This is a genomic window from Acinetobacter sp. YH12239 (assembly GCF_013417635.1).
In the GTDB taxonomy this organism is placed as follows: domain Bacteria; phylum Pseudomonadota; class Gammaproteobacteria; order Pseudomonadales; family Moraxellaceae; genus Acinetobacter.
Genome location: NZ_VPDP01000019.1, coordinates 21,493 through 47,928, shown reverse-complemented (window position 1 = coordinate 47,928; position 26,436 = coordinate 21,493). Strand labels below are relative to the sequence as shown.

Here is a 26,436-nt window from a genome sequence, read left to right as displayed (position 1 = left end):
TTCTTCGCACATACAGTTGCGATAGCAGCAGTTAAAGTTGTTTTACCATGGTCAACGTGACCGATTGTGCCCACGTTAACGTGTGGCTTATTACGTTCAAACTTAGCCTTAGCCATGAGATCTTCCTTTTTAAACTACTCATGGAGGATTACTCCATGAGCACTTGGTTTTAAACTATGAATTAGTTGGGCTTATAGTAATCGAAAGATTACTCGTCGTCACCTTTTTTACCACCAGCTTGGAACTTAGCAATGATGCCTTCAGCCACGTTACGTGGAGTTTCAGCATATTTAGCAAATTCCATAGAGTAAGTCGCACGACCTTGAGACATAGAACGCATGTGTGTTGCGTAACCGAACATCTCAGAAAGTGGAACTTCAGCACGGATTGCTTTAGTACCGCCAGGTAAATCGTCCATACCTTGAACCATACCACGACGACGGTTTAAGTCACCCATGATATCGCCCATGTAGTCTTCTGGAGTTTCTACTTCAACTTTCATGATAGGCTCAAGAAGAACAGGATCTGCTTTCATGAAACCATCACGGAATGCGTAAGAACCCGCCATTTTGAACGATAATTCGTCAGAGTCGACATCATGGTAAGAACCATCGAACAATGTCGCTTTGATGCCTACAACTGGGTAACCAGCAAGGACACCATTCTTCATACGTTCTTGAATACCTTTGTCAACCGCACCAAAGAATTCTTTAGGTACAACACCGCCGACAACTTCTTCAGCGAACTCGTAGTCTTTACCAGCTTCAGGATCCATTGGCTCTAAACGTACATATACGTGACCGAATTTACCTTTACCACCAGTTTGACGAACGAACTTACCTTCTTGCTCAACAGATTTTTTAATCGTCTCGCGGTAAGCAACCATTGGTTTACCAATGTTCGCTTCAACACCGAATTCACGCTTCATACGGTCAACGATGATGTCAAGGTGAAGCTCACCCATACCAGCAATAATTGTTTGACCAGATTCTTCGTCAGTACGAACGCGGAATGATGGATCTTCTTTCGCCAAACGACCTAAAGCAACTGACATTTTTTCTTGGTCAGCTTTAGTTTTAGGTTCAACTGCAAGTGCAATTACTGGCTCTGGGAATTCCATACGCTCTAACGTGATCACATTGTTTTCGTCACAAAGTGTATCACCTGTAGTCGTGTCTTTAAGACCTACACATGCCGCGATATCGCCCGCACGAATTTCTTCGATGTCATGACGGTCATTAGCGTGCATCTGTACAATACGACCAACACGTTCACGTTTAGATTTAACAGGGTTATAAACTGCACTACCAGCTTTTAAAACACCTGAGTAAACACGAACGAATGTTAAGTTACCTACGAATTTGTCGTTCATGATTTTGAACGCAAGCGCAGCAAACGGTGCTTCATCAGACGCTTCGCGAGAACCTTCTGTCTCATCTTTGTCGTCTAAGATACCTTTAATTGCTTCAACGTCAGTAGGTGCTGGTAAGAATTCAATAACAGCATCCAACATACGTTGAACACCTTTGTTTTTGAACGCTGAACCACAAAGCATTGGCTGAATTTCATTCAACAATGTACGCGTACGAAGACCATTAACGATTTCTTCTTTAGTTAAATCGCCTTCTTCAAGGTACTTATCCATGAGTTCTTCTGATGCTTCTGCAGCAGCTTCAACCATGTTTGTACGCCATTCTTGAGCAAGCTCAACAAGGTCAGCAGGGATTTCACCGTATTCAAACTTCATACCTTGAGATGCTTCATCCCAGATAATCGCTTTCATTTCGATAAGGTCTACTACACCTTGGAAGTTTTCTTCTGCGCCAACAGGAATCACGATTGGCACTGGATTACCACCAAGACGTGTTTTTACTTGTTCAACAGCACGGAAGAAGTTTGCACCAGTACGGTCCATTTTGTTAACGAACGCAATACGAGGTACTTTATATTTATTTGCTTGACGCCATACAGTTTCTGACTGAGGTTGTACACCACCTACAGCACAGTAAACCATGCACGCGCCGTCAAGAACACGCATAGAACGCTCAACTTCGATCGTGAAGTCAACGTGTCCCGGTGTGTCAATTACGTTAATACGGTGTTGTTCGAACTGGTTACCCATACCTTTCCAGAAGCAAGTTACTGCTGCTGAAGTAATGGTAATACCACGTTCTTGCTCTTGTTCCATCCAGTCAGTTGTTGCTGAACCTTCGTGAGTTTCACCTAGTTTGTGGCTCTCACCTGTGTAGAACAAAATACGTTCAGAAGTCGTTGTTTTACCAGCATCAATGTGTGCTGAGATACCAATGTTACGGTAACGAGAAATTGGGGTTTGACGAGCCATGATTTCTTGCATTCCTAAATTTTGTTGTTTAAAACAGGACGCTTTAAGCTGCTGAGCAGCTTAAAGCGATTCGATGACAAATCAGTGAAACCCGACTTACCACCCTCCTGAATAGGGGCTGTTTTATCCGCTTAGAAACGGTAGTGAGAGAAGGCTTTGTTAGCTTCAGCCATACGATGCACATCTTCACGTTTCTTGATCGCTGAACCTTTACCTTCAGCTGCGTCAAGCAACTCACCAGCAAGGCGTAACGCCATAGTTTTTTCAGAACGCTTAGCAGCAGCATCTACTAACCAACGCATCGCTAGAGCAGTACGACGGGATGGGCGTACTTCCATAGGAACTTGGTATGTAGCACCACCAACACGGCGTGCTTTTACTTCGACCATAGGACGAACTTTTTCAAGAGTAGTCTCGAAAAATTCAACTGGGTCTACTTTAGATTTTTCTTGAACGCGGTCTAAAGCACCGTAAACGATACTTTCAGCAATAGATTTTTTACCATCTTGCATTACGTGGTTCATGAACTTAGCGATTGTTTGGCTGCCGAACTTAGGATCCGGAAGGATTTCACGAGCAGCAACTACGCGACGTCTTGGCATTTTAATACTACCTATAAATATGACACTTCAGGTTTATCCAGCAGCAGTACAAAGTGTCATGTACTATTCGCTGGCCTTACTACACGTCGCTTGAATTTCACAAAATTAAATGCAGAAATCAGACAAGCGAGACGATAAAGGATTGCAGTTCTATACGTTTAAGAAAATGATCTAGTTAGATTATTTCTTAGGACGCTTAGTACCGTATTTAGAACGAGACTGGTTACGATCTTTAACACCAGCACAGTCTAAAGAACCACGAACGGTATGGTAACGTACACCTGGTAAGTCTTTAACACGACCACCACGGATAAGAACAACACTGTGCTCTTGTAGGTTATGGCCTTCACCACCGATATAGCTAGATACTTCGAAACCTGAAGTTAAGCGAACACGGCAAACTTTACGCATTGCTGAGTTAGGTTTTTTAGGTGTAGTTGTGTAAACACGTGTACAAACACCACGACGTTGTGGACAAGCCTTCAACGCAGGAACTTTTGATTTTTCAATCAAAGTCGTACGACCCTTACGGATCAACTGATTTGTTGTTGCCATGTGGCAATTCTCCCGTTAATAAAAAGCCCCAAAAAATACTACTTTTTGAGGGCATGCAATTGTAAGCCAAGAAGTAAAAATGGTCAACATTCAACATGACATCAAATATTGACCATTGTGTGCTTACAACGAAATTTTCAGAATGATTTCTTCAATAATTCATAACTAAATTTATTGTTTTTTTGGTGACGTAGGTTGTGCATTCGCTGCATCGTCTTTCTTTTTTGAGTTACGACGCTTAGATGGCGCTTTTACCTGTACAATAGGTTCGCCTTGAGGCTGGTCTTTATCAGCGTCTTGAACACTTTCATTAGAAGCCGATTCAACATGTTTTTCAGCTAAAGCCTTAAGACCTTCCTCAACACTGACCTCTTCTTCCTTTTGAGACTCCACAGGTTTTGCTTCAATTTTAATTGCTGAAATTGAATCATTAAGAACTGCTGACTCATCAACTTGAATAGACTCTTCCCCTTCAAGTTTTTTTGCAAACTCTTTAACCTCCACCAGTGACTCATCATTGATTGACACTGCGGAATTCAATGCGAGTGAGGATTGCTTTAATAATTCTGTACCTCGCTCAAAGGCTTCCTGAACAGATACCTGCTCATCTGGATGTTGGAGAATGTACCGCTGTGCTTCTGAAAAAACAGCTCTAGCTTTAGAATGAGCCTCTTCCACCAAACGCCAGCTATATACTGCACCAATACCAGCACCAGCCACAGGTGCTAATTTAGATAAAATTGAAATTTGAGGAATCTGATTCAACCAATTCCATTTATAACCACCTTCAGGATTACTCAGCCAATTTTTTAAAGCCGTGAAGTCGTTACTAGAGCCCAATAGGGTTTGTAGCTGATGAGTATCTTGTGTTTCCAATAAATTTGCGACTGTTCTTAATGCCACTAAAAGTGTTTGCTTTTCCGCAATAACACCTAAATCGACTTGCTTGAATACATACTCAACGATCTCTTGCTCTTGACGATGATTAAGTTCAAAACCATGCGCGCGCCCTTCTTGGTAAATACTACGCAACGTAAATGCCAACGAGAAAGGAATATCGATGGCCGTACCAACTACGCCTGTCGCACCAGACACTGCCCCCTGAACCGCTGCAATCAATTTATTTTGATTGGCTAATGCTTCACCAATACGATTCGCACGATCAGGGCTTGATTTAAGTTCATCCAAGCTTTTTGCACCAACTTCCTTTAATACATGCTCAACTGAACTTAACTCAGAAACAAAATCATTCAATTTATCAAAAAAATAATCTGCAACTTTGTTGTTCAAGTCCGGAGAGATAAAAGAAGCAACATTATTTAATTTACTGTAATGACGACCAAAAATTTTTTGAGAAACTTGAGGGACATGATCACGAAATAATTGTTGAGGGGTTTCGTACTTTTTTTGTTCAGTCATTTTTCTCTCATCTAAAGTTATGTCAATAATTTTTTGTGGATCAGGTTGTTGCGTCATTTTCGCAATCGAACCTGGTGCAACATGTTGTGCCAGTTCAAAGCCAGAAGCACTGAGCTTTTTAGCCACTCCAAATGCTTTTGATACCAGTCCGCTAGATTGCTTATTATTAGAATTTGCCATTTACAACCCTCCTTCGCATTTATCACTTATGTTTAAAATTCTATGTGCAGTCAAGAGTTATCTCAACTTTATCGTGTTTTATTCGGTTGCAATATAGTGAACATATCTGCCAATAAGCGTTTTAGCGCTGCGATATTGATTTGCCATAAGAATTTAAAATAGATTCTGATATCATGATACGAATTTTTGACAAGATCTTATGGACTTTTACATCCAATTAAATCGATGTGAATTTTTCCATAAAATGACTTCACCATGATAGGGAATTGTAAATGAAACGTGTTGTAATCACTGGTATGGGCATTAACTCATGCATTGGTAATACATTAGAAGATGTAAATCATGCCTTACAAAATGGTATTTCAGGCACACGTTTTAACCCAACTTATGCTGAACTTAATTTTAAAAGTCATGTTAGTGCTGCAGCAGAACAAAATTTTGACGGTATTGACCGTAAACTGAAACGCTTCATGGGTGTATGTGCGATGTATGCCTATAACGCTGCAGTCGCTGCGGTTGAAAATGCGGGTCTAACCGCTGAAGATCTTGCGGGCAATCCTCGTTATGGTATTGCGGGTGGTTCAGGCGGCAACTCTACAGCTTCTGTCGCTGAAATGATTGAACTTCTTGAAGAGAAAGGCGCACGTAAAATTGGCCCTTTCTTTGTTCCACGCAATATGTCAAATACTATTACAGCTAACGTTGGTGTGGCATTCAAATTACAAGGTATCGCTCACTCTATTACAAGTGCTTGTGCAACCTCAGCTGATGCCATTGGTTACGCATACAACCTGATTCAACTTGGCAAACAGGATCTAATGCTCGCTGGTGGTGGTGAAGAAGACCATTGGTCACAAAGTCTATTATTTGATGCAATGGGTGCTTTATGCTCAAAATATAATGACTCACCAGAAACCGCTTCTCGCCCTTACTCTGCTGATCGTGATGGTTTTGTCATTGCTGGCGGCGGTGGTTTCGTGGTACTTGAATCTCTTGAGCATGCTCAAGCGCGCGGTGCAAATATTCTTGCTGAAGTCGTTGCATATGCAGCCAACTCTGATGGTGCTGATATGGTCGCACCATCAGGTGAAGGTGCAACACGTTGTATCTTGATGGCACTTGATGAAGCAAAACAGCATGGTGTTGAAAAAATTGATTATGTAAATACACACGGCACATCTACACCAGCTGGTGATGTGACTGAATTGAAAGCAATGGAACGCGCATTCGGTGAAGGTCAAGTACCACCTTTAAGTTCAACAAAATCTATGACAGGTCATAGCTTAGGTGCTGCAGGTGTACAAGAAGCGATTTACTCTATTCTCATGATGCAGAATGACTTTATTGCACCAAATATCAACGTTACTGAGCTTGATGATGGTGCAAAACCATTTGATATCGTACTTGAAAAACGCGATACAAAACTGAATACTGTAATGAGTAACAGTTTTGGTTTCGGCGGCGTAAATGCCTGCCTCATTTTCAAGAAATGGGAAGGCTAATTTAATTCCGCCCATAATGGGTGATTAGATGGATGCTCCTTCAGATGCTTTCCTATGGGTAAAAGCATTACATATTATTGCTGTGGTATGTTGGTTCGCTGCTTTGTTCTATCTACCACGGCTTTATGTTTATCATGCGATGAGTGACGATGCCATAAGCCATCAACGCTTCGAAGTCATGGAACGTAAGCTTTATCGTGGCATTATGTGGCCTGCGATGATCGCAACATTGATCACTGCACATTTTTTAGTGGACTGGGGTGATGCAACTCGACATTATCATGAAGCTTTATGGTTTTATTTAAAAGTTGGTTTAGTCGGATTACTGGTCATATACCACCTAATGTGTGGATATTACCGTAAAAAACTCATTGATAATGCACACTATAAAAGTCATAAGTTCTGGCGCTATTTCAACGAAATGCCCACATTGATCTTATTCGCAGTTGTAATTTTAGTTGTGGTAAAACCTACATTTTAACTAAAGAAAGAAAAACCTCCATTCGTGGAGGTTTTTTTCTTTCTCTAAAAATTAATTATGGTTACGCTTACGCATACGTGGTTTATAAAGAACACGGTATGTTACAGCTAACAGAATCAACCAGATTGGGCTAATCATCAAAGCTTTCAGCGTGTCTGGCTCTAAACTTAAAATGATTAATGCAAATAGCAAAAATGCCAATACAACGTATGACATTGCCACTCCACCCGGCATTTTAAAATTCGACTTTTCATGTAGCTCAGGTCGCAATTTACGGTAGCGTATATAGCACACCATGATAATCGCCCAAATACTAATGAAAAGAATCACACACAGTGAACTTGCTAATGTAAAAGCTTCCATCGTATTTGGCACAAAATACTGAAATGCTGCACCGGCCATAATAAATGTACATGAAAAGATTAATCCCTTAGCAGGTACGGCACGACTTGATAGTTCTGCTAGCTTTTGAGGGGCTTGGCCGTCACGAGCCAATCCAAATAACATTCGACTGGTAGAAAAGACACCACTGTTCATGGAAGACATCACAGAAGACAAAACCACTAGGTTCATAATCACAGCAGCTGAACCAATACCCGCAAATAAGAATAATGTGACAAATGGACTTTGATCTGCTGGGATATTGATCCAAGGTGTCACAGACATAATCATGATCAACGAAAGCACATAGAAAATGATAATACGTGTCGGAATAGCATTAACCGCTTTTGGTAAATTTTTCTCAGGATCTTTGGTTTCCGCAGCCATCGTCCCGAGTAACTCTACACCAACAAAGGCAAACATTGCGATCTGAAAGCCGGCCAAAAAGCCCATGGTTCCTTTCGGGAACATTCCACCATGAGACCAAATGTTACTGAAGCTTGCAACAGCGCCACTTGGTGACTGAAAACTCGTAAACACCATGAAAGCACCCACCAAGATCAATCCAATAATGGCTAGAATTTTGATTAATGCAAACCAAAACTCAATTTCACCAAAAAGTTTTACAGTGACTAAGTTAATTGCAAGTATGAATAAGACACATCCTGCACTAATCGCTGCTTGCCCCATTGGGGTAAACATTTGATCTGGAGGTAACCAAAAACTGAGATAATTGATAATTGCTGCTAAATCAGCAATACCGACCAAAATCCATCCCAGCCAATAGGACCAACCAATATAATATCCTGCACCTGGTCCAATCAGATCATGTGCCATATCAATAAATGATTTGTAGTGCAGATTAGATAAAAGAATTTCACCAAGGGCACGCATCAAGAAAAAAAACATAGCACCAATAATCATATAAATGATGATGATTGAAGGTCCTGCAAGTGAAATCGTTTTTCCTGAGCCCATAAACAACCCTGTACCAATCGCTCCACCGATGGCGATGAGTTGCAAATGTCGATTTGAAAGCTTACGCTGTAATTCATTGGGAGATGATTGTTCATCAATATTTGTGGTTGTCATTATTCAACATCCTTTTACACCATCTAATCTAATCGATCAGCCTAAATTCCGCTTCAAACTGAGATTCGAGAGATTTTGTTATTATGAGAGGAGCCATAAATGACTCTTCCTCGTGAATTCTTACTTATATTCAGTTATTTCAATGCAGCAATCACTGCAATTTCAATTAACCATTCTGGATTAACTAAGTCAGCCTGAATGGTTGCTCGTGATGGAGGTATTGAATCCTCCATCCATTCAATCCAAATTTGATTGAAGATTTGAAAATCTTCCAAATTCTTCACGAAAACTTGTGCTGACAATAAACGAGATTTATCTGTGCCTACTTGAGCCAAAAGAGCGTCGATCGTATTCAGCACATCTTTCGTTTGTAAGGCGATATCAGGCGTCGTAATCTTAGGTACTTGACCAGAAAGATAAGCCACTTGATTAAAGACTGTAACTGCACTCATCACGCCATTACTATTGAATTTTTGAATATCCTGATTTTGCATATTAATTCCTTAATTGCTAAGTATTGTTCCTAGTGCTGATCGTTGAATTTTTAACATTAAATTTCTAGAACAAATGGAACCCGCGTCGTTACGCCACACATTAACTCATATCCCACAGTACTCGCTCCTACAGCGACCTCATCAATCGGTAACAAACTTCCATACTTTGAGATGCCCCACAGTACGACTTCACTGCCAATTTTTGCATCTTCAATATGCGTGATATCAACAGCTAGCATGTCCATACTTACACGACCAATTAAAGAAGTTTTTTGCCCATTCACAAGCACTGCTGTGCCAGATTGAGTAATCCGTTGATATCCATCTGCATATCCACAAGCGACAATGCCAATTTTCATAGCTTTTTCTGCAAAAAATATCGATCCATAGCCAATACTTTGCTGCGGATTGACTTCTTGAATTGCAATCAATTCACTTCTTAAAGACATTGTTGGTTTTAAATTCCAATCTTGAATAGTATGGCTTGGATAATCCGGTGAACTCCCATACAACATAATGCCACTGCGTACAATGTTGGAGTGGACATGATTGGCATGTCTAAGGATGGCTGCACTATTACTTACTGAGCAAGGACCACCTAAAGCACTGACGATTTGATTGAATACTGAAATTTGATAGTCAACGCCAACCTGATTCAAGCGCTCGCCATCAGCATCAGAAAAATGTGTCATGTGAGTGATTGATGACACTTGCGGCAATTCAGTTAACAGACTCCAAATTTCAGAGTAACGTTGAGGTTGGAATCCTAGGCGATTCATGCCACTGTTCATTTTCAGAAAAATATTAAAATGAGCATCTAAACCGCACCGCTTAATCCATTCGACTTGAATCTCATTATGAACGGTAAATTGAAGATCCAAATCATGACACAACTGTAAATCTGCTTCTTGAAAGATACCTTCCAAAAGCAAAATTGGGCCTTTCCAACCTAAATCTCGAACTCGTTGTGCTTCACTCAGCTCTAGAAGTGCAATTCCATCAGCAACCGTTAAGGCTGAATAAATGCGCTCGATCCCATGGCCATAAGCATTAGCTTTTACAACAGCAAAAACTTGGGCATTGGGTACATGTTCCTTAGCAACTTTCAAATTATGTTTGATTGCGTTTAAGTGAATAACAGCCTGTATTGGGCGAGACATATTCCTTGTCCTATTATTTATTTTTTAATAGCAAACCACGCAGCCTTTATGCTGCGTGGTTATAACGTTGAATTGAAAGTCCATCAGTACTAATCTCTGGAGTCCGATTCAGCACTAAATCACTAATCAGCTTTCCAGAACCACATGCCATGGTCCAACCGAGCGTGCCATGTCCAGTATTTAAAAATAGATTCTTATATTTCGTCGCACCGATAATAGGCGTACTGTCTGGCGTCATTGGTCGTAGTCCCGTCCAGAAGCTGGCTAGTGCCATATCTCCACCTGGAAACAAATCACGCGTTACCATCTCTAAGGTGCCACGGCGATCCTCATTTAACTCTTTATTAAAACCACTTAACTCAGCCATCCCACCAACACGAATTCGTTGATCAAAACGAGTTATTGCAATCTTGTAGGTTTCATCTAAGACAGTTGATTGAGGAGCATATTGCGCATCCACGATAGGTATAGTTAATGAATATCCCTTTACAGGATAAATGGGCAAATCTAGACCTAATGGTTTAATAAAATCTCGTGAATAGCTACCGAAGGCAAGTACATAACGATCTGCTGTAAGTACCTGACCGTCGACAACAACGCCTTTGATTTCGTCACCCTCAACTACGAGTTTTTCAACATTTTGATTAAATTTAAACTCAACACCAATACCTTTTGCATATTCAGCAAGCGCGTTGGTAAAGATATAGCAATCCCCAGTCTCATCATTTGGAAGATGTAAACCACCGACTAATTTGTCTTTAACTTCCGCTAATGCAGGTTCAACTCGACCTAGACCTTCACGATCTAATAACTCAAATTCGACACCTGTTTCTTTTAAAACTTCAATGTCTCGTTGAACTGCGTCTAATTGCGCATCCTTACGAAAAATTTGTAATGTTCCTTTTGAACGATTCTCATAAGATATGCCAATATTTTCGCGTAGTTCTCTTAAACAATCTCGACTGTATTCAGCAACACGTACCATACGCTCTTTATTGATGGCGTAATGTGCCGCATTGCAGTTCTTCAACATTTGAGCCATCCATTTCAGCTGCCACAAGCTTCCATCAACGTTAATTGCTAATGGTGCATGATGTTGAAACATCCATTTAACCGCTTTAAATGGAATTCCTGGTGCAGCCCATGGTGTAGAATATCCAGGAGAAATCTGTCCTGCATTGCCAAAACTCGTTTCTTCGGCAGGACCTGATTGACGATCTAATACAGTGACGCTTGCTCCTTGTTGCGCTAGGTAATACGCACTTGCAACACCAATGACACCACTACCTAATACAATAACGCGCATGAACTATCCCTCAGCACTGTGTAGTTTATTTCACTAGTATATTTTTGCTTTAATAGTTTTTTTCACTCTTTTAAACGTTATAATTTAGGTAATTTAAGGGTTTTATCCTAAAAAAATTAAAAAATAAGGAAATTATTCATGCGGAAATTAGATCGCACTGATCGTATGATTTTAGATATTCTGCAAAAGGACGGTCGTATTGCCATTAGTGAACTGGCTGCAAAAGTAAATCTTTCTACAACCCCATGCTCGGAAAGAGTGAAAAGACTAGAACGAGATGGCATTATTATGGGCTATTACGCCCGATTAAATCCGGAGTTATTGGAGCGTAATTTACTCGTCTTTCTAGAAATTAAATTATCGGCGAAATCTGGAGATGTTTTTGATCAAGTCGCCAAGAATTTAGTTGAGATACCTGAGGTATTAGAGTGTCATTTAATTTCAGGTGAATTCGATTACTTGGTGAAAGCGAGACTAAAAGAAATGAGTGCTTATCGCCAACTACTGGGTGACCTGCTTAAAATGCTTCCCTCCTCAGCATCCTCCCATAGTTATATCGTGATGGAAGAGGTCAAAGAATCCTTGTATTTGGATCTAAGCTGAGCTGCAAAGAGCAATCTCTTGAGAGTTGCTCTTGAGCCCAAATGTCAGCTTAGATTAATCAACGTAATTTAAAATTTGATGGAAAGCTTGAATTCTGGCTTTGGGTGCAGCAGCGGCTAGCTCAGCATCACTGCCGTAACCGTATTCCACCGCAATCGTTTCAATTCCATTTTTTCGAGCACCGATAATGTCATGCTCTCGGTCCCCTACCATCAAACAGGTTTCAGGCTTAATTTTTTCTTGCTCTAAAATATATGCAATAAGTTCAGCTTTATTGGTGCGGTCACCATTTAACTCACTGCCATAGGCATAATCAAAATACGGTGTGAGATTGAAATGTTCAAGAATTTGCTGAGCATACACTTCAGGCTTCGCAGTAGCTAAAAACAATCTGTAACCTTTATTCTTAAGTGTTGCCAATGTCTCTGCTACATCTTCAAATAATAAATTTTCAAATAAACCTTTTACAGCAAAGCGCTCACGATAACCAAGTAAAGCCTGTTCCGCCAAATCATCATTCACATCAACCTTCAAAATTTTGGCCAACGAGGCTTTTAAAGGTGGTCCAATAATCCAATCAATATTCTCATCCTCCGCGATAAGATGACCTACTTTTTCTAAACCATAGCGTGCGGAAGTCGTAATACCCACTTTAGGATCAGTTAGCGTTCCATCTAAATCAATGAGAATATTTTTAATCATGCTGTACCTTTTTTAGAAATGCTATCGAGACTTCTCAGAAACTTGCCTATACTACTCCAAATTGATCAATGAAGGACATTGTTGTGCGCCCTACTGTATTGTGCTTTTCTGGTTTAGATCCATCTGGTGGTGCTGGCTTACAAGCAGATATTGAAGCGATCGGCCAAAGTGGTGCTCATGCAGCAATCGCCTGTACAGCGTTAACCATTCAAAACTCTCAACAAGTTTTTGGATTTGAAGCAACCTCAAAAGATTTACTGCTGGCTCAAGCGAATGCTGTAGTGAATGATCTTCCTATCAAAGTAGTGAAATCTGGCATGCTCGGTACTACGGACAATATCGCAGCTTTGGCAGAATTCCTAAGAGCACATCCTGATTTTCAATACGTACTCGATCCAGTTTTGGTTGCCAATAGTGGTGGCTCATTAGGAAATCAAGCAACATTGGTCAAGGCTTTTGTTGAATTGATTCCTCTTGCTACGATTCTGACACCCAATACCGTTGAACTTCGCGCATTAACAGGCTGTGAAGATTTAGATCAAGCCACACAGAAGTTATTTGAAATGGGTGCTAAAGCTGTATTAGTCAAAGGGGGTCACGAAGACACACCGACTTATATTAGAAATGCACTCTACATTAATGGTGATATAATCTCTGAAACAAAATGTCCTCGTCTTGAAGGTGAGTATCATGGTTCAGGCTGTTCTCTTGCAAGTTTTATTGCAGGAAGGTTGGCACAAGGTGATCAAATTAAAAATGCAGTTCACCATGCGGAAACATGGCTATTTGGTGTATTAAAACGTGCTGAAATCCCAGTTGAAGGTGGCCAAAGAATTCCAAAACGCTTCTAAATAAAAAGCCCACTAACTGTGGGCTTTTTTTATTAATCTTTTAGTCTTTCTTTGACTGATCGAATATGTTCTCTATTGGTTTTCCACGATTTTTGAAGCGCTGCTTTTTCAATACGATATTTAATTCTCTGTAATCTACGATCATCAATCACTTTCATTTGGTAGTTTTTAACTTCTTCAATCCAACTTTTACCCAAATGAACATGTACAGGAATTGGTGTTTTAAACTCACAATTAGGCACGAAAACCACTAAACCATGTATCGACAGATTTGAATCGATTAAGTCTTTTAATAATCCCTCTAAAACCTTTATATGCTTGTAGTTTTGGTGCAATGGATTTTGAAATTTATGGCTAGATTTATAAATTTTTTGAGTCCACATTTTTTGATGTGATGAACAAAAAATCCAACCTTTATAGTTTTTAGTCTCAATCACAAATATTCCATAAGGACTTAATAAAATATGGTCAATCTGTGTGGTCTGATTGTCCTGATCCCAAAATGTGAGATCATTCAGTAAAATATAGTCCTCATTCAAAAATTTTTTTGCATGATATTGGACAATGTATTCACCCAATTTTCCTTTGATATAAGGTAAAAATAGTTTGAAAACAGGGATGATTGCTAGAATTAAGATCAACCACCATAACTGCGATATGAGATTAACAACAATTATAATTATAGGATTCTCATTAGACATAATTTTTTATTTCATATATTTATACTGTTATAACATCACCACTTATCATCTTCAAGCTGCAGCAGCTTAAGCTTATTCTCCACACCACCTGAAAATCCGACCAGCTTGCCATTGACACCTATTACACGATGACAGGGTACAATGATCGCGATAGGATTTTTCCCATTGGCCAAGCCTACCGCTCGAACCGCTTTTACATTCCCAACATCCTCAGCAATTTGCTTATACGTTCTAGACTCTCCAAAAGGAATATTTAACAGCGCATTCCATACCGAACGTTGGAATTCTGTCCCATAAAGTTCTATGGGCAAATCGAATACCTGACGTTGTTTTAAAAAATATTCGCGAAGCTGTTTTTCGGCAATGCATAAAATCTCGTGATCATCCCACTGAATGATTATTTGATTTTGAATAAACTGAGGAAGTGCATTTTCCCAAGCGACAACAACCAATGCTTGATCATGAGCAACCAATTGAAGTTCACCGACAGGTGTCATTATTTTTTTTAAATAAAGCTGAGTCATTTTTTTAATCGCTTGTAAATTAAATCATCTAACTATGTTGATGATAACTTCATTAAGACCAAACCCGAAATAATCAATACTGCAGCGATCATTCTCATTGCATTTGCTGGTTCTCCAAGAATAAAAATCCCAACCACAAACGAACCTACAGCGCCTATGCCTGTCCATACGGTATAAGCTGTCCCGAGTGGTAAGGTTTTCATCGCATGGGAAAGTAAAGCAAAACTTGCGATCATGAAAACGATCGTCAAAATACTGGGTGTCAATTTGGTAAAGCCATCTGAAACTTTCATAAAATAGGCCCAGACCACTTCCAACAACCCAGCAACAATCAAAACTAACCAAGCCAAAATAAACACTCTCTCAATTAAAAAAGCAGCGTATGGATACGCTGCCTTAAATCTTACGCTGAAGCTAATTTCATCATGACTAAACCTGAAATAATCAGAATAGCCGCAATCATCCGCATTGCTGTCGCAGGCTCACCCAGAATAAAAATGCCGACTAAAAAAGACCCTACTGCACCAATCCCCGTCCAAATCGTATAGGCAGTTCCCAGAGGTAATGTTTTCATGGCATGTGCCAACAACCCAAAACTGAGAACCATAAAAAATAGAGTAATTGCAGTCGGTGTGAATTTAGTAAATCCTTCAGACATTTTCATACTATATGCCCAAACGATCTCAAATAAACCCGCGAGAATAAGAATAAACCAAGCCATGATGCCTGCTCCCAATTAAAATAATTTAAGAGTCAGGCCGTCCTGACGATTTTTCTCAGAGAAATGAGGGAGGTCGTTCCTCCAAATGATGGTTGAATTATATCAACACACGCACAAAATAGGCGCAATTTTACAATTTTTGACCCAAAATACACCTACTAAAAATAGGTCATTATCGGACTAGCTTTTCTAGATTATTTCTGCATTTTTAGGCTATTGCATTGCGAAGGCGATCGCTATTGTCAGATGGAAGACTAAATCCGCACTAAATTAAAACACTTTACAGCACTATAGAATCACTGGTCTGGGATGTTTAAATTTAAATTGATTTTTTATCTCGCTCTTTTAAGACTTATTCACGAAGACAAGCCAAATAATGAGCAACGAAAACTTCTCCCCCAAACAATAGAAAAGAAAGGATAACAAGTTCCATTTTTTGTAAAAAAGGACTCACATGAGTCCTTTTTATACATTTATTGTCTAATAAACAAACCATTGAACTAAATATGATTATAATCTAATCAAATTATCCAAGCTGTTATCAACACAGATATCCACCACGTTATCCATAAACTTATCCACAGATTTGAGCAGTGTTATACATGTTTCGGATCAAACATTAATTGAACCCACTTTCGCCAACTCTGCACGCATTTCATCAATTACAGCTTTATAATCTGGCTTTCCAAAAATGGCAGAACCAGCCACAAACATATCAGCACCAGCTTCAGCGATTTCACGAATATTTGCTGGACCAACACCACCATCAACTTCTAAGCGAATATCTTTACCAGATGCATCAATAATTTTGCGTGCTTCACGAAGCTTATCTAGCGTCATTGGGATAAATTTTTGTCCACCGAAGCCAGGGTTGACGCTCATTAATAAGACTTGATCCACTTTATCCAATACATAATCAAGGTAATGTAAAGGCGTTGCAGGGTTAAAAACTAAACCTGCTTTAGCACCACCAGCTTTAATCAGCTGCAATGAACGGTCGATATGGTCTGATGCTTCTGGATGAAAAGTGATGATATCTGCACCCGCTTCTAAGAAATCTCCAATCATACGATCGACTGGTTTCACCATAAGATGAACGTCAATTGGGGCCTGAATACCATATTTTTTAAGTGCCTTACATACACCAGCACCAAAAGTTAAATTTGGTACATAATGATTGTCCATTACATCGAAATGGACCACATCTGCACCTGCTTCAAGTACGTTTTCGACTTCTTCACCTAAGCGAGCGAAATCAGCAGATAAAATCGATGGAGCAATTAAGAATGGCTTGGACATGTCAGGACCTGGCGGGAAATTAGAATTCAAAAGATGATTATAGCAAAACTTCGTTTATTCATTCCTTCGAAATTACTGCTATTTAAATTTCAACTCAAAATGCAAATCGTTAATTAAAAAATCTTCAAGGACGGAATATGACTTATGCAAAGCTATGTTGCATATTCGGAACAACCTTATGGTGAGATGAATGTTAAGATACAATAAATTTCAAGCATCACGGTAAATAATGAAAACAACCACAACAATAGAAAGCTCCGAAGCATTACGTATCGCTAAACGATTAAGCAATCATTGGAAACATAAATTTGATGTCGCCAATACCGATGACCAATATCAAATTTTTATGCCAAAAGTGACAGTTGAATTATCAATACAACCTGATCAACTTCATGTCAGTATTGTGAATAAAGAAGAAATATCTTTAGAAGAATTAATACGACTAGAAAATGCCGTGCTTGATCATATCAATCGCATGGTTCAAGCTGACTATCAAGTTGTATGGTCTAGAGAAAGTTAAAGAAAAACCGACATAAAGTCGGCTTTTCTTTTTTATTGTTGCTGTTTAAATTCAGTAACACGGCGAATTCGTTCTTCAGTGGCAGGATGACTTGCAAAAAGATCAAGAATTTTTGATTGATCTTCGTCTTCTCCCATATCATCACTCATACGTTTTAAAAAGTTTGCAAAATGCACTGTATCCATTTCATGTTTATGCATGAGTTCTAGCGCATACTGATCTGATTCTAACTCAAACTTCCGTGAATACCCTGCACCAATCATGGCAACTGGCAAAGTCGCAATTAAATCCGATCCATCACCAGTGATGGCAATATAAAGTACGCTGAATCCTAGGCTCGAAAGACCTTGTTGTAAGCTGTGACGTTTTAATAAATGTGCTTGTTCATGTGCCAAAACGCCGATAATTTCCTGATCATTCTTGGCAAGCTTCACTAATTCATCGGTGAGATAAATTGTATTGTTTGGCAATGCGAGTGCATTGGCTCCAAGCGAGGCACCTTCCCTAAATTTCAACTGAGCGGGACGACCATCAGCAACATATTTCAGATAATCCGCAAGAATCTGATCCTGTCTTTGCTGTGATAACTGGGAAGGTTTAGTGTATTCGGCTAAATAAACTTCTGCCTGACCACCCAAACGATTCAGCGTATTTTCTGGCAGCTGGAAAGCAACAATGTGCGATGCCGTCGGTATTCCCCATTTAATGACGGAGAAACCAAGTGCGACCACGAAAATAACACTAAAAATAATCAACGATGGTGTACGTTCAAGTTTCCATACTTTTTGATGAAAATTTTTATGCTCAACAGGCAACCATTCAGGAAGCTGACGCTCATGAAATTCAATTCTAGCGTCATGTGTTAACTCTAATGCTGGATTACGTCGACCAATTTTACCAAGCAATACCATTTCATCTGCATGATAGTAGACTGTTTTCACTTCGCCTTGTTCTGTATAACTGACAGCGATACTGTCTTGATTAACAGGGCGAATCTGTGCTGTAAAAGGCTTAGAAAGAACACCATCATAATATGTCACTGTGAGAGATTGATTCATTGAATTAACTCCTAAAGTGAAATATCAATATCAAAAATATCGCTAATTTCTTCCGCGATCGCACTATGATCACTTTGCGCAATATTCATCATCAAGTTTGGATCATCATTTAATTCTAAGCTCATCGATTCAACTTGGTATCGATAAATGCGAATAGCAGCCCATGCTGACAATAATCCTAAACTTAAGATTCTAGCGATCCAATTACTCGCAACAATCCATGCATAGCGCCATTGATTACAACTGGTCTTAAACTGACTGCTGTTGAGTGTTGTGCTATTCCACGTAGTAATAAAAATTCGTGCCTGTATTAACGGACCAATAAACAACATTCCAATCGCATAAACGGCAAAGATCATCATCAGCATCATATCCATTCCATGACCACTGAGTATTGATAATGTCGAACCACCAAATCCGATGAGCATAAGAATCAATACAAAGAGAATCATGGGAACATATACTGCTCGCATATAACTAGGCCAGTCATTGTTTAATTGAAATTTGAGTTGTCCAACGTACAAATGATTAAGCGTATATTTTTTATAAATCCAAATTGCGACAGGGCTAAATATACCTAATGTAAAAATGGTGATAGCAAGCGCAATTAAAAATTGTTTATAGGCTTCTTTATTCGTGCCAGAAAAATAAAAACGGCTGTTCCCAAATTTACTGTTGCGCGCATTAAATCGAATTGTGGCACGAACCAACCATGGAAGAGCAATATAAATAATCAGTCCACCAAATGCTGCTATCGTCATATCCATATATGAGGCAATCGCAAATATTGCCCAAATGCCAATGGCTATCAGTCGACCAATCAAAATTTTAGTCGGTAAACCAGTAAAATCAAAAAAGCGATGAAAAAATTCGGTATTGTTATAAAAATATCTTAAACGACGTACTTTCGCCCATGGCGCATATAGGCTCAATGTCGCAATCGTCAACAGAATGTTGACGATCCAAATGCCAAAGTACTCCATCGCATTGCCATGAAATTTAAATTTAAATACTTTCCCCATATAAATCGGTCGATTTTCATCTGCATCAGATAATGGAAATGGATCGTTGATCAATGGTAAGGGTACTTTTTCAGCGGAGTGTTCTGATGAGTTCATTATTATTTTCTCTGATTATAAAAAATGACATCCCGAGAGATGTCATCATTCAACATGGTTTAAATGTGATATCACACACATTATAACGAACTTAAGTATGAATATCTTAAAATTCAAATGAGATTAATTTTGCAATTGTAAAGCATGGAATTGCAGATGGTCATCAATAAAACTTTGGATAAAGAAGTATCCGTGATCATAACCCTCGTGCTCACGCAATATAAGCTTTTGACCTACGGCTTTACATGATTCAGCAAATAGTGCTGGATTAAGTTGAGCATAAAATTGATCTGCAACCCCCTGATCAATTAAAACTTCGTGATATAGAGCACCCTTTGCTTTCACGAGTTCATTCGCATCATGTGCTTTCCATAACTCACGATCTGCTCCGAGGTAAGCTGAAAATGCCTTTTCACCCCACGGACAAATTGATGGCGCACAAATCGGTGCAAATGCTGAGACTGACTTAAATAAGTCTGGATACTTCCAAGCAAGCGTGAGTGCACCGTGCCCTCCCATGCTGTGACCAAAAATACCAATCCCATCATCCTGTACAGGAAACGATGTAAGAACTAGAGGATACAGCTCCTGTGTAATATACGATTCCATCTGATAATGCTCAGCCCAAGGTGCTTGAGTTGCGTTTAAATAGAATCCAGCACCTTGACCAATATCCCAAGAATCCCCGACCGCCACGCCGTCACCACGAGGTGATGTATCTGGAGCAATCAAGATAATTCCCAATTGCGCAGCTAGACGTTGTGCATGTGCTTTGATGACAAAAGTTTCTTCAGTACAAGTCAAACCTGCAAGATAGTACAACGCAATACATTTTTGACCTTCGAGTGCCTGTGAAGGTAAAAATACAGAAAATTTAGTAGGATTTTTCAAAAACTTTGAATTGATCTGATAAACACGTTGTTCACCGTCAAAACATTTATTCTTTTGAACCAATTCCATTGCACTGCCTCACACATTTAATTTTTAAACATCATCGCATATTCGTAAACTGAGCACTATCACTCTGGTGTTCACCACTTACGGTTGATAATCCAACCTGAGGAAATAATCTCTTTTCAAGTTGCGGCAACATAATTTCCATATTCTTACCAATGACCCATTGTGGCTCTGATGGCATAAACCCTTGTGCATTTTCCCAATGTGCAATATTGACTGATGCATCTTCAAAGGCTTCACGTAAGCTATTTTTTTCACGCATCGCTAAATCGAAGAAAGCACGTCCAAAATAAGTCGAGTCTGCATCATTTGAACAACCAAACGACTCTCGATCTGCTGCAGCTGCAGTAATGACTAACGTATCTGGTGATTGCAACGCTGGAATAAAACTACCAGAGAAACATGATGAAATCACAATGACTCTCCATCTGATCCCTGATTTATCAAGCGTTTGGCGCAACCATTTTGGATCTATGTCTTCCAGATCAATTGGTGCATTTTCCATTTGGAACTGATTACCCAAACCATGGGAAGTCATATACAAAAACAGGACATCACTTTCACGATTCATCTGAGCGCCAATACGTTGCAATGCCAGATCAATACTGGTTTTTGACGCAATTGGATATTCTTCGCGAGTTGCAGGATTATTAATTAACGCAATTGAACGACCAAAGGTTCCGAAACGCGTATCAAATTGATCTTTAAATCTTTGAATTTCCAATTTGAATACATCTTGATAACTTGCACCAGCTACGCCCATAAAATACCAATGCGAGTTCGCGAACTCTCCAAATTGGATCTGTTCAAGCGCCTGATTTAATAATCTGCTTTGCGCGTAAAATGATTGTTCTGAAATACTTGAAGGCGCCTCATCTACCTTCCAAATTGGTTGACTTTGCGACGAAATCTGCCACACAAAAAGTGTAAAAAACGTGGCGATCATGATGAGCAGTCGCTCCCACCAAGGCCATTTTAATTCACGCGAAAAAACCCAAACAACAGCTAAACTTTGCCAAACAAACAATAAAGAAAATATGTGCTGCAAATGATCAACAAGGAAATTAGGTTGATAGTCAAAGTTATTAAAATAATATTGGATAAGACACTGAATCAACACAATATGTGTATCTAGTACTAACCAAAGTAATGCTGGCACCAACATCAAACGTGGATTATTAGTGCGCTGTGAAAGGAAAATCCCAACAATTAAAGCAATAAATGGCCAGAGCGCATAACTCACTAATCCTTGAGAGTTAAATTCTCCAGCACCACTCGATAACAACCAGCTAAATAAAGAGCTCGCTGAACCTCCAAGAATTCCCCAAAAAATAAGTTGAAGAATTGATGGCCTTACAATCTGTAGTGATTTCCTTGAACCTAAAAATAACCAAATCCCTGCAAGCTGGTTACTTTTTAAATCATGCCAAAAGTTAATTGAAGGTTTAAGGTCTATCATAAGATTACTGTGTAGGTGCTTGGATCAGCTTTTTTAAGTTTATGCTCGGTTAAATAATTATCAATGCTACTTTTAACTATATAACAATTTTTCGATTATTTTTGAGTCATTTACCAAACTACTCAGAAACAATCGTTTGAAAATAGGCATCAAATCGACATGCATCACCTAACCATTGATGATCAGGTTTTTGTGCATTGAGATAAACAGCATGCCTTGGTCGCTTTACAATAACTCGCTTAGCAACGCTTTGAGCCAATGCCAATAATTCATCACCTAAATCCATCTCTCCATCTTCTGGTAACAGAAGATGTAACAGCTGCATTTGTTTTTTAACTTGCGCTTGTTTTTTAATGGTATTTTGATTTTGGTCACGCTGTGGAAACATTGGATCTAAATACACCACATCGGCATCGACGAGTTGGTTTGCACATTGCTTAAGATAATCAGCGGAATCTGAAAAAACCAGCTGAATACGCGCAACAATACTCTTTAAAAATGGGTCAAGACTCGCTTGTTGATGAGTAGATTCTAACAAAGTATATAAAATTGGATGTCGTTCAACTAATGTGACATTTGCCCCTAAATGTGCCATCAGTAAACTGTCATGCCCAAGCCCTGCGGTGGCATCAATGAGCTGGGGCTTTTCAGATAACTGGCATGCCCTCGCAATCATTTCAGATTTCAAGCTAGCACGTTTTAAGCGACCGACTTCGGCTTTCCAATCAGGTTGCATACGCATGCCCTGTGCGCACAGCCACAACCCATCTTGATCAACACAAAGCGCAAGTTCAGGATGATGTCTGAAAAATCGAGCATTCAATTTTTCAACCTCTTCGATTGTTGACTGCACCCCACGAGAAGAAAGCACAGCATTAAAATGCTGTGCTTTCTCAAGAAAATCTCGTTCAGCAAATAAGCGTATTTCGCTTACCATAATTTCCAACCTGTAAATGCAAAGAGAAGGATCACTAAACCTGAAGCAATTCGATACCAAGCAAAAATCATAAAATCACGTTTTGCGACATAGGCAACCAAAGCTCGAATGAGTAATAAAGCTGAGACAAATGAAACAATCAACCCAGTTGTCAACACTGCCCAATCTTCAGCAGTCTGGAACACATCATAGCTTTGATATAAATCTAATAATCCAGCACCAATAATGACTGGAATTCCAAGAAAGAATGAAAATTCGGTCGCTGCTTTGCGGGAAACGCCTAAAAACATTGCCCCGATGATCGTAGCACCAGAACGTGATGTACCTGGGATCAAAGAGAGCACTTGAATTAAACCAATCCAAATTGCATCTTTATAACTGAGCTCTTCAACTTCTTTGACACGTATTCTTGGGGGATTTTTTTCTACCCAAATGATAATTAAACCACCGACAATCAGGCCAATTGCAATCGCGTAGTTATTAAATAATAGCTCTTTTATTGTTTGCCCAAAGGTCAAACCTATTGCAACAATTGGGATTGAAGCCAAGATTAAACCAAATCCGAGTCTTCTGCCTTGTGCTTCGCCAGTGACCATACCCGTTGCAGCACCCCATAAGCGCGACCAATATTCATAAATAACCGCTGCGATTGCCCCCATTTGAATGGCAATCACAAAGACATCACTTTTTTCCTTGGTCCAGAAATTCATGAGTTCAGCGGCTAAAATTAAATGGCCTGTACTAGAAATGGGTAAAAACTCAGTAATACCTTCAACGATACCCATAATTGCCGCTTTAAGCAGCAGTAAAAGATCCATAGAAATTCCTAATTATGCTTTGCCTTGTTCTGGAATTTTTTTCCACGCATTGTCACGTAAATAAACGGGTAGTGCGAGATCGGCACTGAGCCAGTGTTCTTCTAAAGCATGTTCACGTGCAATCGTCGCTATATCCTCAGCAGTTGCTTGGACATTTGAATAATCATTTAATTCGGGATGAATACATTTTGTTCCCGAACCAATCATTTGAAACTTTTGATAGGCTGCAGCATTTTCATAATTTAATAATTGCTCTTCATCCACCAACTGCATTAAGCCTTGAGCATTTAACTGAAAACTTGCGATGTAGACCTCACTCATTCTTGCATCAAGTACAGCCGTAACTTCTGTCAGTTGATACATTCGATAAGCAGCCTGTGCCAGAGCTTGAAGGGATGAAACAGGAATCACAGGCACGTCATGTGACCATGCAAGCGCCTGAGTGACTGCTGCATTAATACGCACACCGCTGAATGAGCCAGGACCACGACTAAAAGCGATCGCATCCAAATCTGAAACGTGTACTTCAGCTTGCTGAAAAGCTGCTTCAATCATTGGGAGGATGGATTGGGTCTGCGCTTTTGCACGATCATCTAGTTGATAAAAAAGTACTTGATTCTCATCAATTAACGAAACTGAGCACTGCTCATTGGCAGTTTCTAATGCAAGCAATTTCATGCATGCCCCTATAAATCGTTAAAAATGGTGCTAATCATACTCCACTCGAATTATTCCTGCGAGAGCAGATCTGTTCAGATTTAGTGATTATTGAACGCTCGTATCAATCTCAACACTTATATTTAAAATTCAAATTTTTCAAGCTGAGTGAAATTTTTGAAATGATGCGCATAATGCATCGCACTCATTTTGAGTTTAGCTTCTGCAAATTCATCTAATGTTTTAATTACTTTGCCAGGAGAGCCCATCACCAATGAATTATCTGGGATGATTTTACCTTCTGGAATCAACGCATTCGCGCCAATAATGCAATTTTTACCGATTACAGCATTATTTAATATGACGGCGTTGATACCAATCAAACTATTATCTCCAATCGTACAACCATGTAACATTGCTTGATGACCAATGGTGACATATTGCCCAACATTCAATTCAATGCCCGGATCAGTGTGTAAGACGGCATTTTCTTGAATATTACTGAAATCACCAATACGAATTTTGCAGTTATCCCCGCGTATTACCGCACCAAACCAAACACTCACCTCTTGTCCAAGTTCAACATCGCCAATCACAGTGGCATTTTCTGCAATCCATCCATTCCATGGTTGAATCGTCGTTGAAGGGGTTTTGTCTTGAAATTTGTACATCATATGCAGCAATCCTATGCATTTAATATTTTAATGTTGTTTGAAAATTGAAGATTTAAAACTTGGGGAATTGAGCAAAAAGGGCCAGTTTTTTTTATAATTTAAGCCATACTGAAACAACGAAATCAGGATCCTTGCTGTAAGACCCCATATCACCTCATTCTCAACTCTTAAACTTGGAAAATAGATTGATTGCTTAGCCAATCGAACTTCATAAGGTGTTGGGCGAGCATCCATCATTTCGCGGATTGAAGCAAAAAAAATACGATCGATTTCTGTAGGTTGTGGGACAAGCTTCACATTAGGCGGTATCAATCCAACAACAGGTTTTACTAAAACACCCGCTTTTGAGCGCTCTGAAGGCAGATCACCTAGCAACTTTACATCGAACGGATTCAAAGCCGTTTCTTCCCATGCTTCTCGGAGTGCAACGACAATATTACTGGTGTCGTTCGGATCTCTTTTTCCTCCTGGGAATGACACTTCACCCGCATGATTATTCATATAAATAGAGCGACGCGTCAGCAGAATTTTAGGATCATCTTCATTGGTGATTGCAAGTAATACTGCTGCATCAGCTTTTTGAATGCGTTTAGAAAACCTAAGGTGTTGTTGCAGTTGCAATGTTAATGAATGATCCATCATCTTGAATAGCTCGATCTCTCTTTTTTATTCTCATCCCATCATATATGAAATTTTGTGCATAAGGCTATAAATGATGCGAAAGTTATTTTTTTGGGGTATGCTGAATCATCTCATTTTTACTTGACAGCATATGCCTTTTTGCACGGCCTGTGGGCAACCGACGACCGAACAGATACCTTTAGGTGATCATAAAGTACGCCAAGTCTGTACGCATTGTAAGACCATTCACTATGTGAATCCAAAGGTCATTTGTGGAGCCTTAGCGATTTGGGAAGATAAAGTACTCTTATGTCGTAGAGCGATTGAACCGCGCTATGGTCTTTGGACGCTACCAGCAGGATATATGGAACTCTTCGAGACAATGGAGCAAGGTGCAGCTCGTGAAACTCGTGAAGAAGCTGAAGCTGAAGTGGAAATTGAGCAATTGTACTGTATGTACAATATCCCTCGTATTGGTCAAATTTACGTATTATTTAAATCTCACCTTGTTGAAGGTAAATTTGGGGCTGGTGAAGAAACTATCGAAAGTCGTTTATTCGAAGAACATGAGATTCCATGGGATAGTTTAGCTTTCCCAAGTGTTGAACGAACGCTTCGTCATTATTTTGAAGACCGAAAATCGAATCATTTTCCTACTCACTTAGAGACCTTAGGTACTCGACTTGATCAAACAGGTTAA

The 26,436-nt window shown here is 39.5% G+C and carries 30 protein-coding genes; 6 read left to right on the top strand and 24 right to left on the bottom strand.

Going from position 1 to position 26,436, the window contains the following annotated elements; all coding sequences use genetic code 11:
• The 5 genes from FTV17_RS13235 to FTV17_RS13215 form a co-directional block, all read right to left on the bottom strand.
• Positions 1-116 (bottom strand): GTP-binding protein (locus FTV17_RS13235; protein ID WP_244782822.1); only part of this gene is annotated, 116 nt, incomplete at its 3' end.
• 92 nt (positions 117-208) lie between these two features.
• Positions 209-2,344 (bottom strand): elongation factor G, encoded by a 2,136-nt coding sequence (gene fusA / locus FTV17_RS13230; protein ID WP_180000206.1) that lies wholly within the window; start codon positions 2,342-2,344, stop codon positions 209-211.
• A gap of 131 nt (positions 2,345-2,475) precedes the next feature.
• The gene (gene rpsG / locus FTV17_RS13225; protein WP_004648014.1) at positions 2,476-2,946 is read right to left on the bottom strand and encodes a 30S ribosomal protein S7; all 471 of its coding nucleotides are present in this window, start codon (positions 2,944-2,946) and stop codon (positions 2,476-2,478) included.
• Positions 2,947-3,126: 180 nt separating this feature from the next.
• Positions 3,127-3,501: a 30S ribosomal protein S12 gene (rpsL, locus tag FTV17_RS13220; protein ID WP_004648013.1), complete on the bottom strand. Its 375-nt coding sequence runs from the start codon at positions 3,499-3,501 to the stop codon at positions 3,127-3,129.
• 171 nt (positions 3,502-3,672) lie between these two features.
• Positions 3,673-5,100: an EcsC family protein gene (locus tag FTV17_RS13215; RefSeq protein ID WP_180000204.1), complete on the bottom strand. Its 1,428-nt coding sequence runs from the start codon at positions 5,098-5,100 to the stop codon at positions 3,673-3,675.
• A gap of 272 nt (positions 5,101-5,372) precedes the next feature.
• On the opposite strand from FTV17_RS13215, the gene FTV17_RS13210 reads away from it, so the two are divergent.
• Both FTV17_RS13210 and FTV17_RS13205 read left to right on the top strand, forming a co-directional pair.
• Positions 5,373-6,602: a beta-ketoacyl synthase N-terminal-like domain-containing protein gene (locus FTV17_RS13210; RefSeq protein ID WP_180000202.1), complete on the top strand. Its 1,230-nt coding sequence runs from the start codon at positions 5,373-5,375 to the stop codon at positions 6,600-6,602.
• 28 nt (positions 6,603-6,630) lie between these two features.
• The gene (locus FTV17_RS13205) at positions 6,631-7,083 is read left to right on the top strand and encodes a CopD family protein (protein ID WP_035268308.1); all 453 of its coding nucleotides are present in this window, start codon (positions 6,631-6,633) and stop codon (positions 7,081-7,083) included.
• A 51-nt stretch (positions 7,084-7,134) separates the two neighbouring features.
• On the opposite strand, the gene FTV17_RS13200 is transcribed toward FTV17_RS13205, so the two are convergent.
• From FTV17_RS13200 to FTV17_RS13185, 4 genes are all read right to left on the bottom strand, one after another.
• Positions 7,135-8,556: an amino acid permease gene (locus FTV17_RS13200; protein ID WP_092768649.1), complete on the bottom strand. Its 1,422-nt coding sequence runs from the start codon at positions 8,554-8,556 to the stop codon at positions 7,135-7,137.
• 134 nt (positions 8,557-8,690) lie between these two features.
• Positions 8,691-9,050 carry a RidA family protein gene (locus FTV17_RS13195; protein ID WP_035268302.1) on the bottom strand — a complete coding sequence of 120 codons (360 nt, stop codon included), beginning with the start codon at positions 9,048-9,050 and terminating at the stop codon, positions 8,691-8,693.
• A gap of 56 nt (positions 9,051-9,106) precedes the next feature.
• On the bottom strand, positions 9,107-10,210 hold the full coding sequence (alr, locus tag FTV17_RS13190) for an alanine racemase (RefSeq protein ID WP_180000200.1): 1,104 nt from the start codon (positions 10,208-10,210) through the stop codon (positions 9,107-9,109).
• Between the two features lie 46 nt (positions 10,211-10,256).
• A complete protein-coding gene (locus tag FTV17_RS13185; protein WP_180000198.1) occupies positions 10,257-11,516 on the bottom strand; it encodes a D-amino acid dehydrogenase in 1,260 nt (419 codons plus the stop codon).
• Positions 11,517-11,654: 138 nt separating this feature from the next.
• Between FTV17_RS13185 and FTV17_RS13180 the strand changes: the two genes are divergently transcribed.
• The gene (locus tag FTV17_RS13180; protein ID WP_092768640.1) at positions 11,655-12,119 is read left to right on the top strand and encodes an Lrp/AsnC ligand binding domain-containing protein; all 465 of its coding nucleotides are present in this window, start codon (positions 11,655-11,657) and stop codon (positions 12,117-12,119) included.
• A gap of 54 nt (positions 12,120-12,173) precedes the next feature.
• Here the strand turns inward: FTV17_RS13180 and FTV17_RS13175 are convergent, their stop codons facing one another.
• Positions 12,174-12,821 carry an HAD-IA family hydrolase gene (locus FTV17_RS13175; RefSeq protein WP_180000196.1) on the bottom strand — a complete coding sequence of 216 codons (648 nt, stop codon included), beginning with the start codon at positions 12,819-12,821 and terminating at the stop codon, positions 12,174-12,176.
• Between the two features lie 83 nt (positions 12,822-12,904).
• Here FTV17_RS13175 and FTV17_RS13170 point away from each other — a divergent pair, with 83 nt between their 5' ends.
• Positions 12,905-13,672, top strand: coding sequence for a hydroxymethylpyrimidine/phosphomethylpyrimidine kinase (locus tag FTV17_RS13170; RefSeq protein ID WP_180000194.1), 768 nt, complete (start codon positions 12,905-12,907; stop codon positions 13,670-13,672).
• A gap of 32 nt (positions 13,673-13,704) precedes the next feature.
• Here the strand turns inward: FTV17_RS13170 and FTV17_RS13165 are convergent, their stop codons facing one another.
• The 5 genes from FTV17_RS13165 to rpe form a co-directional block, all read right to left on the bottom strand.
• Positions 13,705-14,373, bottom strand: coding sequence for a nuclease-related domain-containing protein (locus FTV17_RS13165; RefSeq protein ID WP_180000192.1), 669 nt, complete (start codon positions 14,371-14,373; stop codon positions 13,705-13,707).
• A 35-nt stretch (positions 14,374-14,408) separates the two neighbouring features.
• Positions 14,409-14,897 carry a methylated-DNA--[protein]-cysteine S-methyltransferase gene (locus FTV17_RS13160; protein WP_180000190.1) on the bottom strand — a complete coding sequence of 163 codons (489 nt, stop codon included), beginning with the start codon at positions 14,895-14,897 and terminating at the stop codon, positions 14,409-14,411.
• Positions 14,898-14,929: 32 nt separating this feature from the next.
• Positions 14,930-15,247, bottom strand: coding sequence for a quaternary ammonium compound efflux SMR transporter SugE (gene sugE / locus FTV17_RS13155; protein WP_180000188.1), 318 nt, complete (start codon positions 15,245-15,247; stop codon positions 14,930-14,932).
• 53 nt (positions 15,248-15,300) lie between these two features.
• Positions 15,301-15,618 (bottom strand): multidrug efflux SMR transporter, encoded by a 318-nt coding sequence (locus tag FTV17_RS13150; protein ID WP_092768625.1) that lies wholly within the window; start codon positions 15,616-15,618, stop codon positions 15,301-15,303.
• A 612-nt stretch (positions 15,619-16,230) separates the two neighbouring features.
• Positions 16,231-16,917 (bottom strand): ribulose-phosphate 3-epimerase, encoded by a 687-nt coding sequence (gene rpe, locus FTV17_RS13145; RefSeq protein ID WP_180000186.1) that lies wholly within the window; start codon positions 16,915-16,917, stop codon positions 16,231-16,233.
• Positions 16,918-17,146: 229 nt separating this feature from the next.
• Between rpe and FTV17_RS13140 the strand changes: the two genes are divergently transcribed.
• Complete coding sequence (locus FTV17_RS13140; protein WP_180000184.1) at positions 17,147-17,437, top strand: DUF2218 domain-containing protein; 291 nt, start codon at positions 17,147-17,149, stop codon at positions 17,435-17,437.
• A 32-nt stretch (positions 17,438-17,469) separates the two neighbouring features.
• Here the strand turns inward: FTV17_RS13140 and FTV17_RS13135 are convergent, their stop codons facing one another.
• The 9 genes from FTV17_RS13135 to FTV17_RS13095 form a co-directional block, all read right to left on the bottom strand.
• Positions 17,470-18,495, bottom strand: coding sequence for a M48 family metallopeptidase (locus FTV17_RS13135; protein ID WP_180000182.1), 1,026 nt, complete (start codon positions 18,493-18,495; stop codon positions 17,470-17,472).
• Between the two features lie 11 nt (positions 18,496-18,506).
• Complete coding sequence (locus FTV17_RS13130) at positions 18,507-19,517, bottom strand: YjgN family protein (RefSeq protein WP_257219954.1); 1,011 nt, start codon at positions 19,515-19,517, stop codon at positions 18,507-18,509.
• Positions 19,518-19,736: 219 nt separating this feature from the next.
• On the bottom strand, positions 19,737-20,573 hold the full coding sequence (gene fghA, locus FTV17_RS13125) for an S-formylglutathione hydrolase (RefSeq protein ID WP_180000178.1): 837 nt from the start codon (positions 20,571-20,573) through the stop codon (positions 19,737-19,739).
• Positions 20,574-20,604: 31 nt separating this feature from the next.
• Positions 20,605-22,029, bottom strand: a complete 1,425-nt coding sequence (locus tag FTV17_RS13120) for a C13 family peptidase (RefSeq protein WP_180000176.1) — start codon at positions 22,027-22,029, stop codon at positions 20,605-20,607.
• Positions 22,030-22,147: 118 nt separating this feature from the next.
• Positions 22,148-22,966, bottom strand: coding sequence for a class I SAM-dependent methyltransferase (locus FTV17_RS13115; RefSeq protein WP_180000174.1), 819 nt, complete (start codon positions 22,964-22,966; stop codon positions 22,148-22,150).
• On the bottom strand, positions 22,960-23,784 hold the full coding sequence (locus tag FTV17_RS13110; RefSeq protein ID WP_180000172.1) for an undecaprenyl-diphosphate phosphatase: 825 nt from the start codon (positions 23,782-23,784) through the stop codon (positions 22,960-22,962). Before FTV17_RS13110 ends, FTV17_RS13115 begins: the two co-directional genes overlap by 7 nt.
• 12 nt (positions 23,785-23,796) lie before the next feature.
• Positions 23,797-24,462 (bottom strand): tRNA (adenosine(37)-N6)-threonylcarbamoyltransferase complex dimerization subunit type 1 TsaB, encoded by a 666-nt coding sequence (gene tsaB, locus FTV17_RS13105; protein ID WP_180000170.1) that lies wholly within the window; start codon positions 24,460-24,462, stop codon positions 23,797-23,799.
• A 122-nt stretch (positions 24,463-24,584) separates the two neighbouring features.
• A complete protein-coding gene (locus FTV17_RS13100; RefSeq protein WP_035268256.1) occupies positions 24,585-25,115 on the bottom strand; it encodes a gamma carbonic anhydrase family protein in 531 nt (176 codons plus the stop codon).
• Positions 25,116-25,142: 27 nt separating this feature from the next.
• Positions 25,143-25,757 (bottom strand): CoA pyrophosphatase, encoded by a 615-nt coding sequence (locus FTV17_RS13095; protein ID WP_035268255.1) that lies wholly within the window; start codon positions 25,755-25,757, stop codon positions 25,143-25,145.
• A 130-nt stretch (positions 25,758-25,887) separates the two neighbouring features.
• Here FTV17_RS13095 and FTV17_RS13090 point away from each other — a divergent pair, with 130 nt between their 5' ends.
• A complete protein-coding gene (locus tag FTV17_RS13090; protein WP_035268253.1) occupies positions 25,888-26,436 on the top strand; it encodes an NUDIX hydrolase in 549 nt (182 codons plus the stop codon).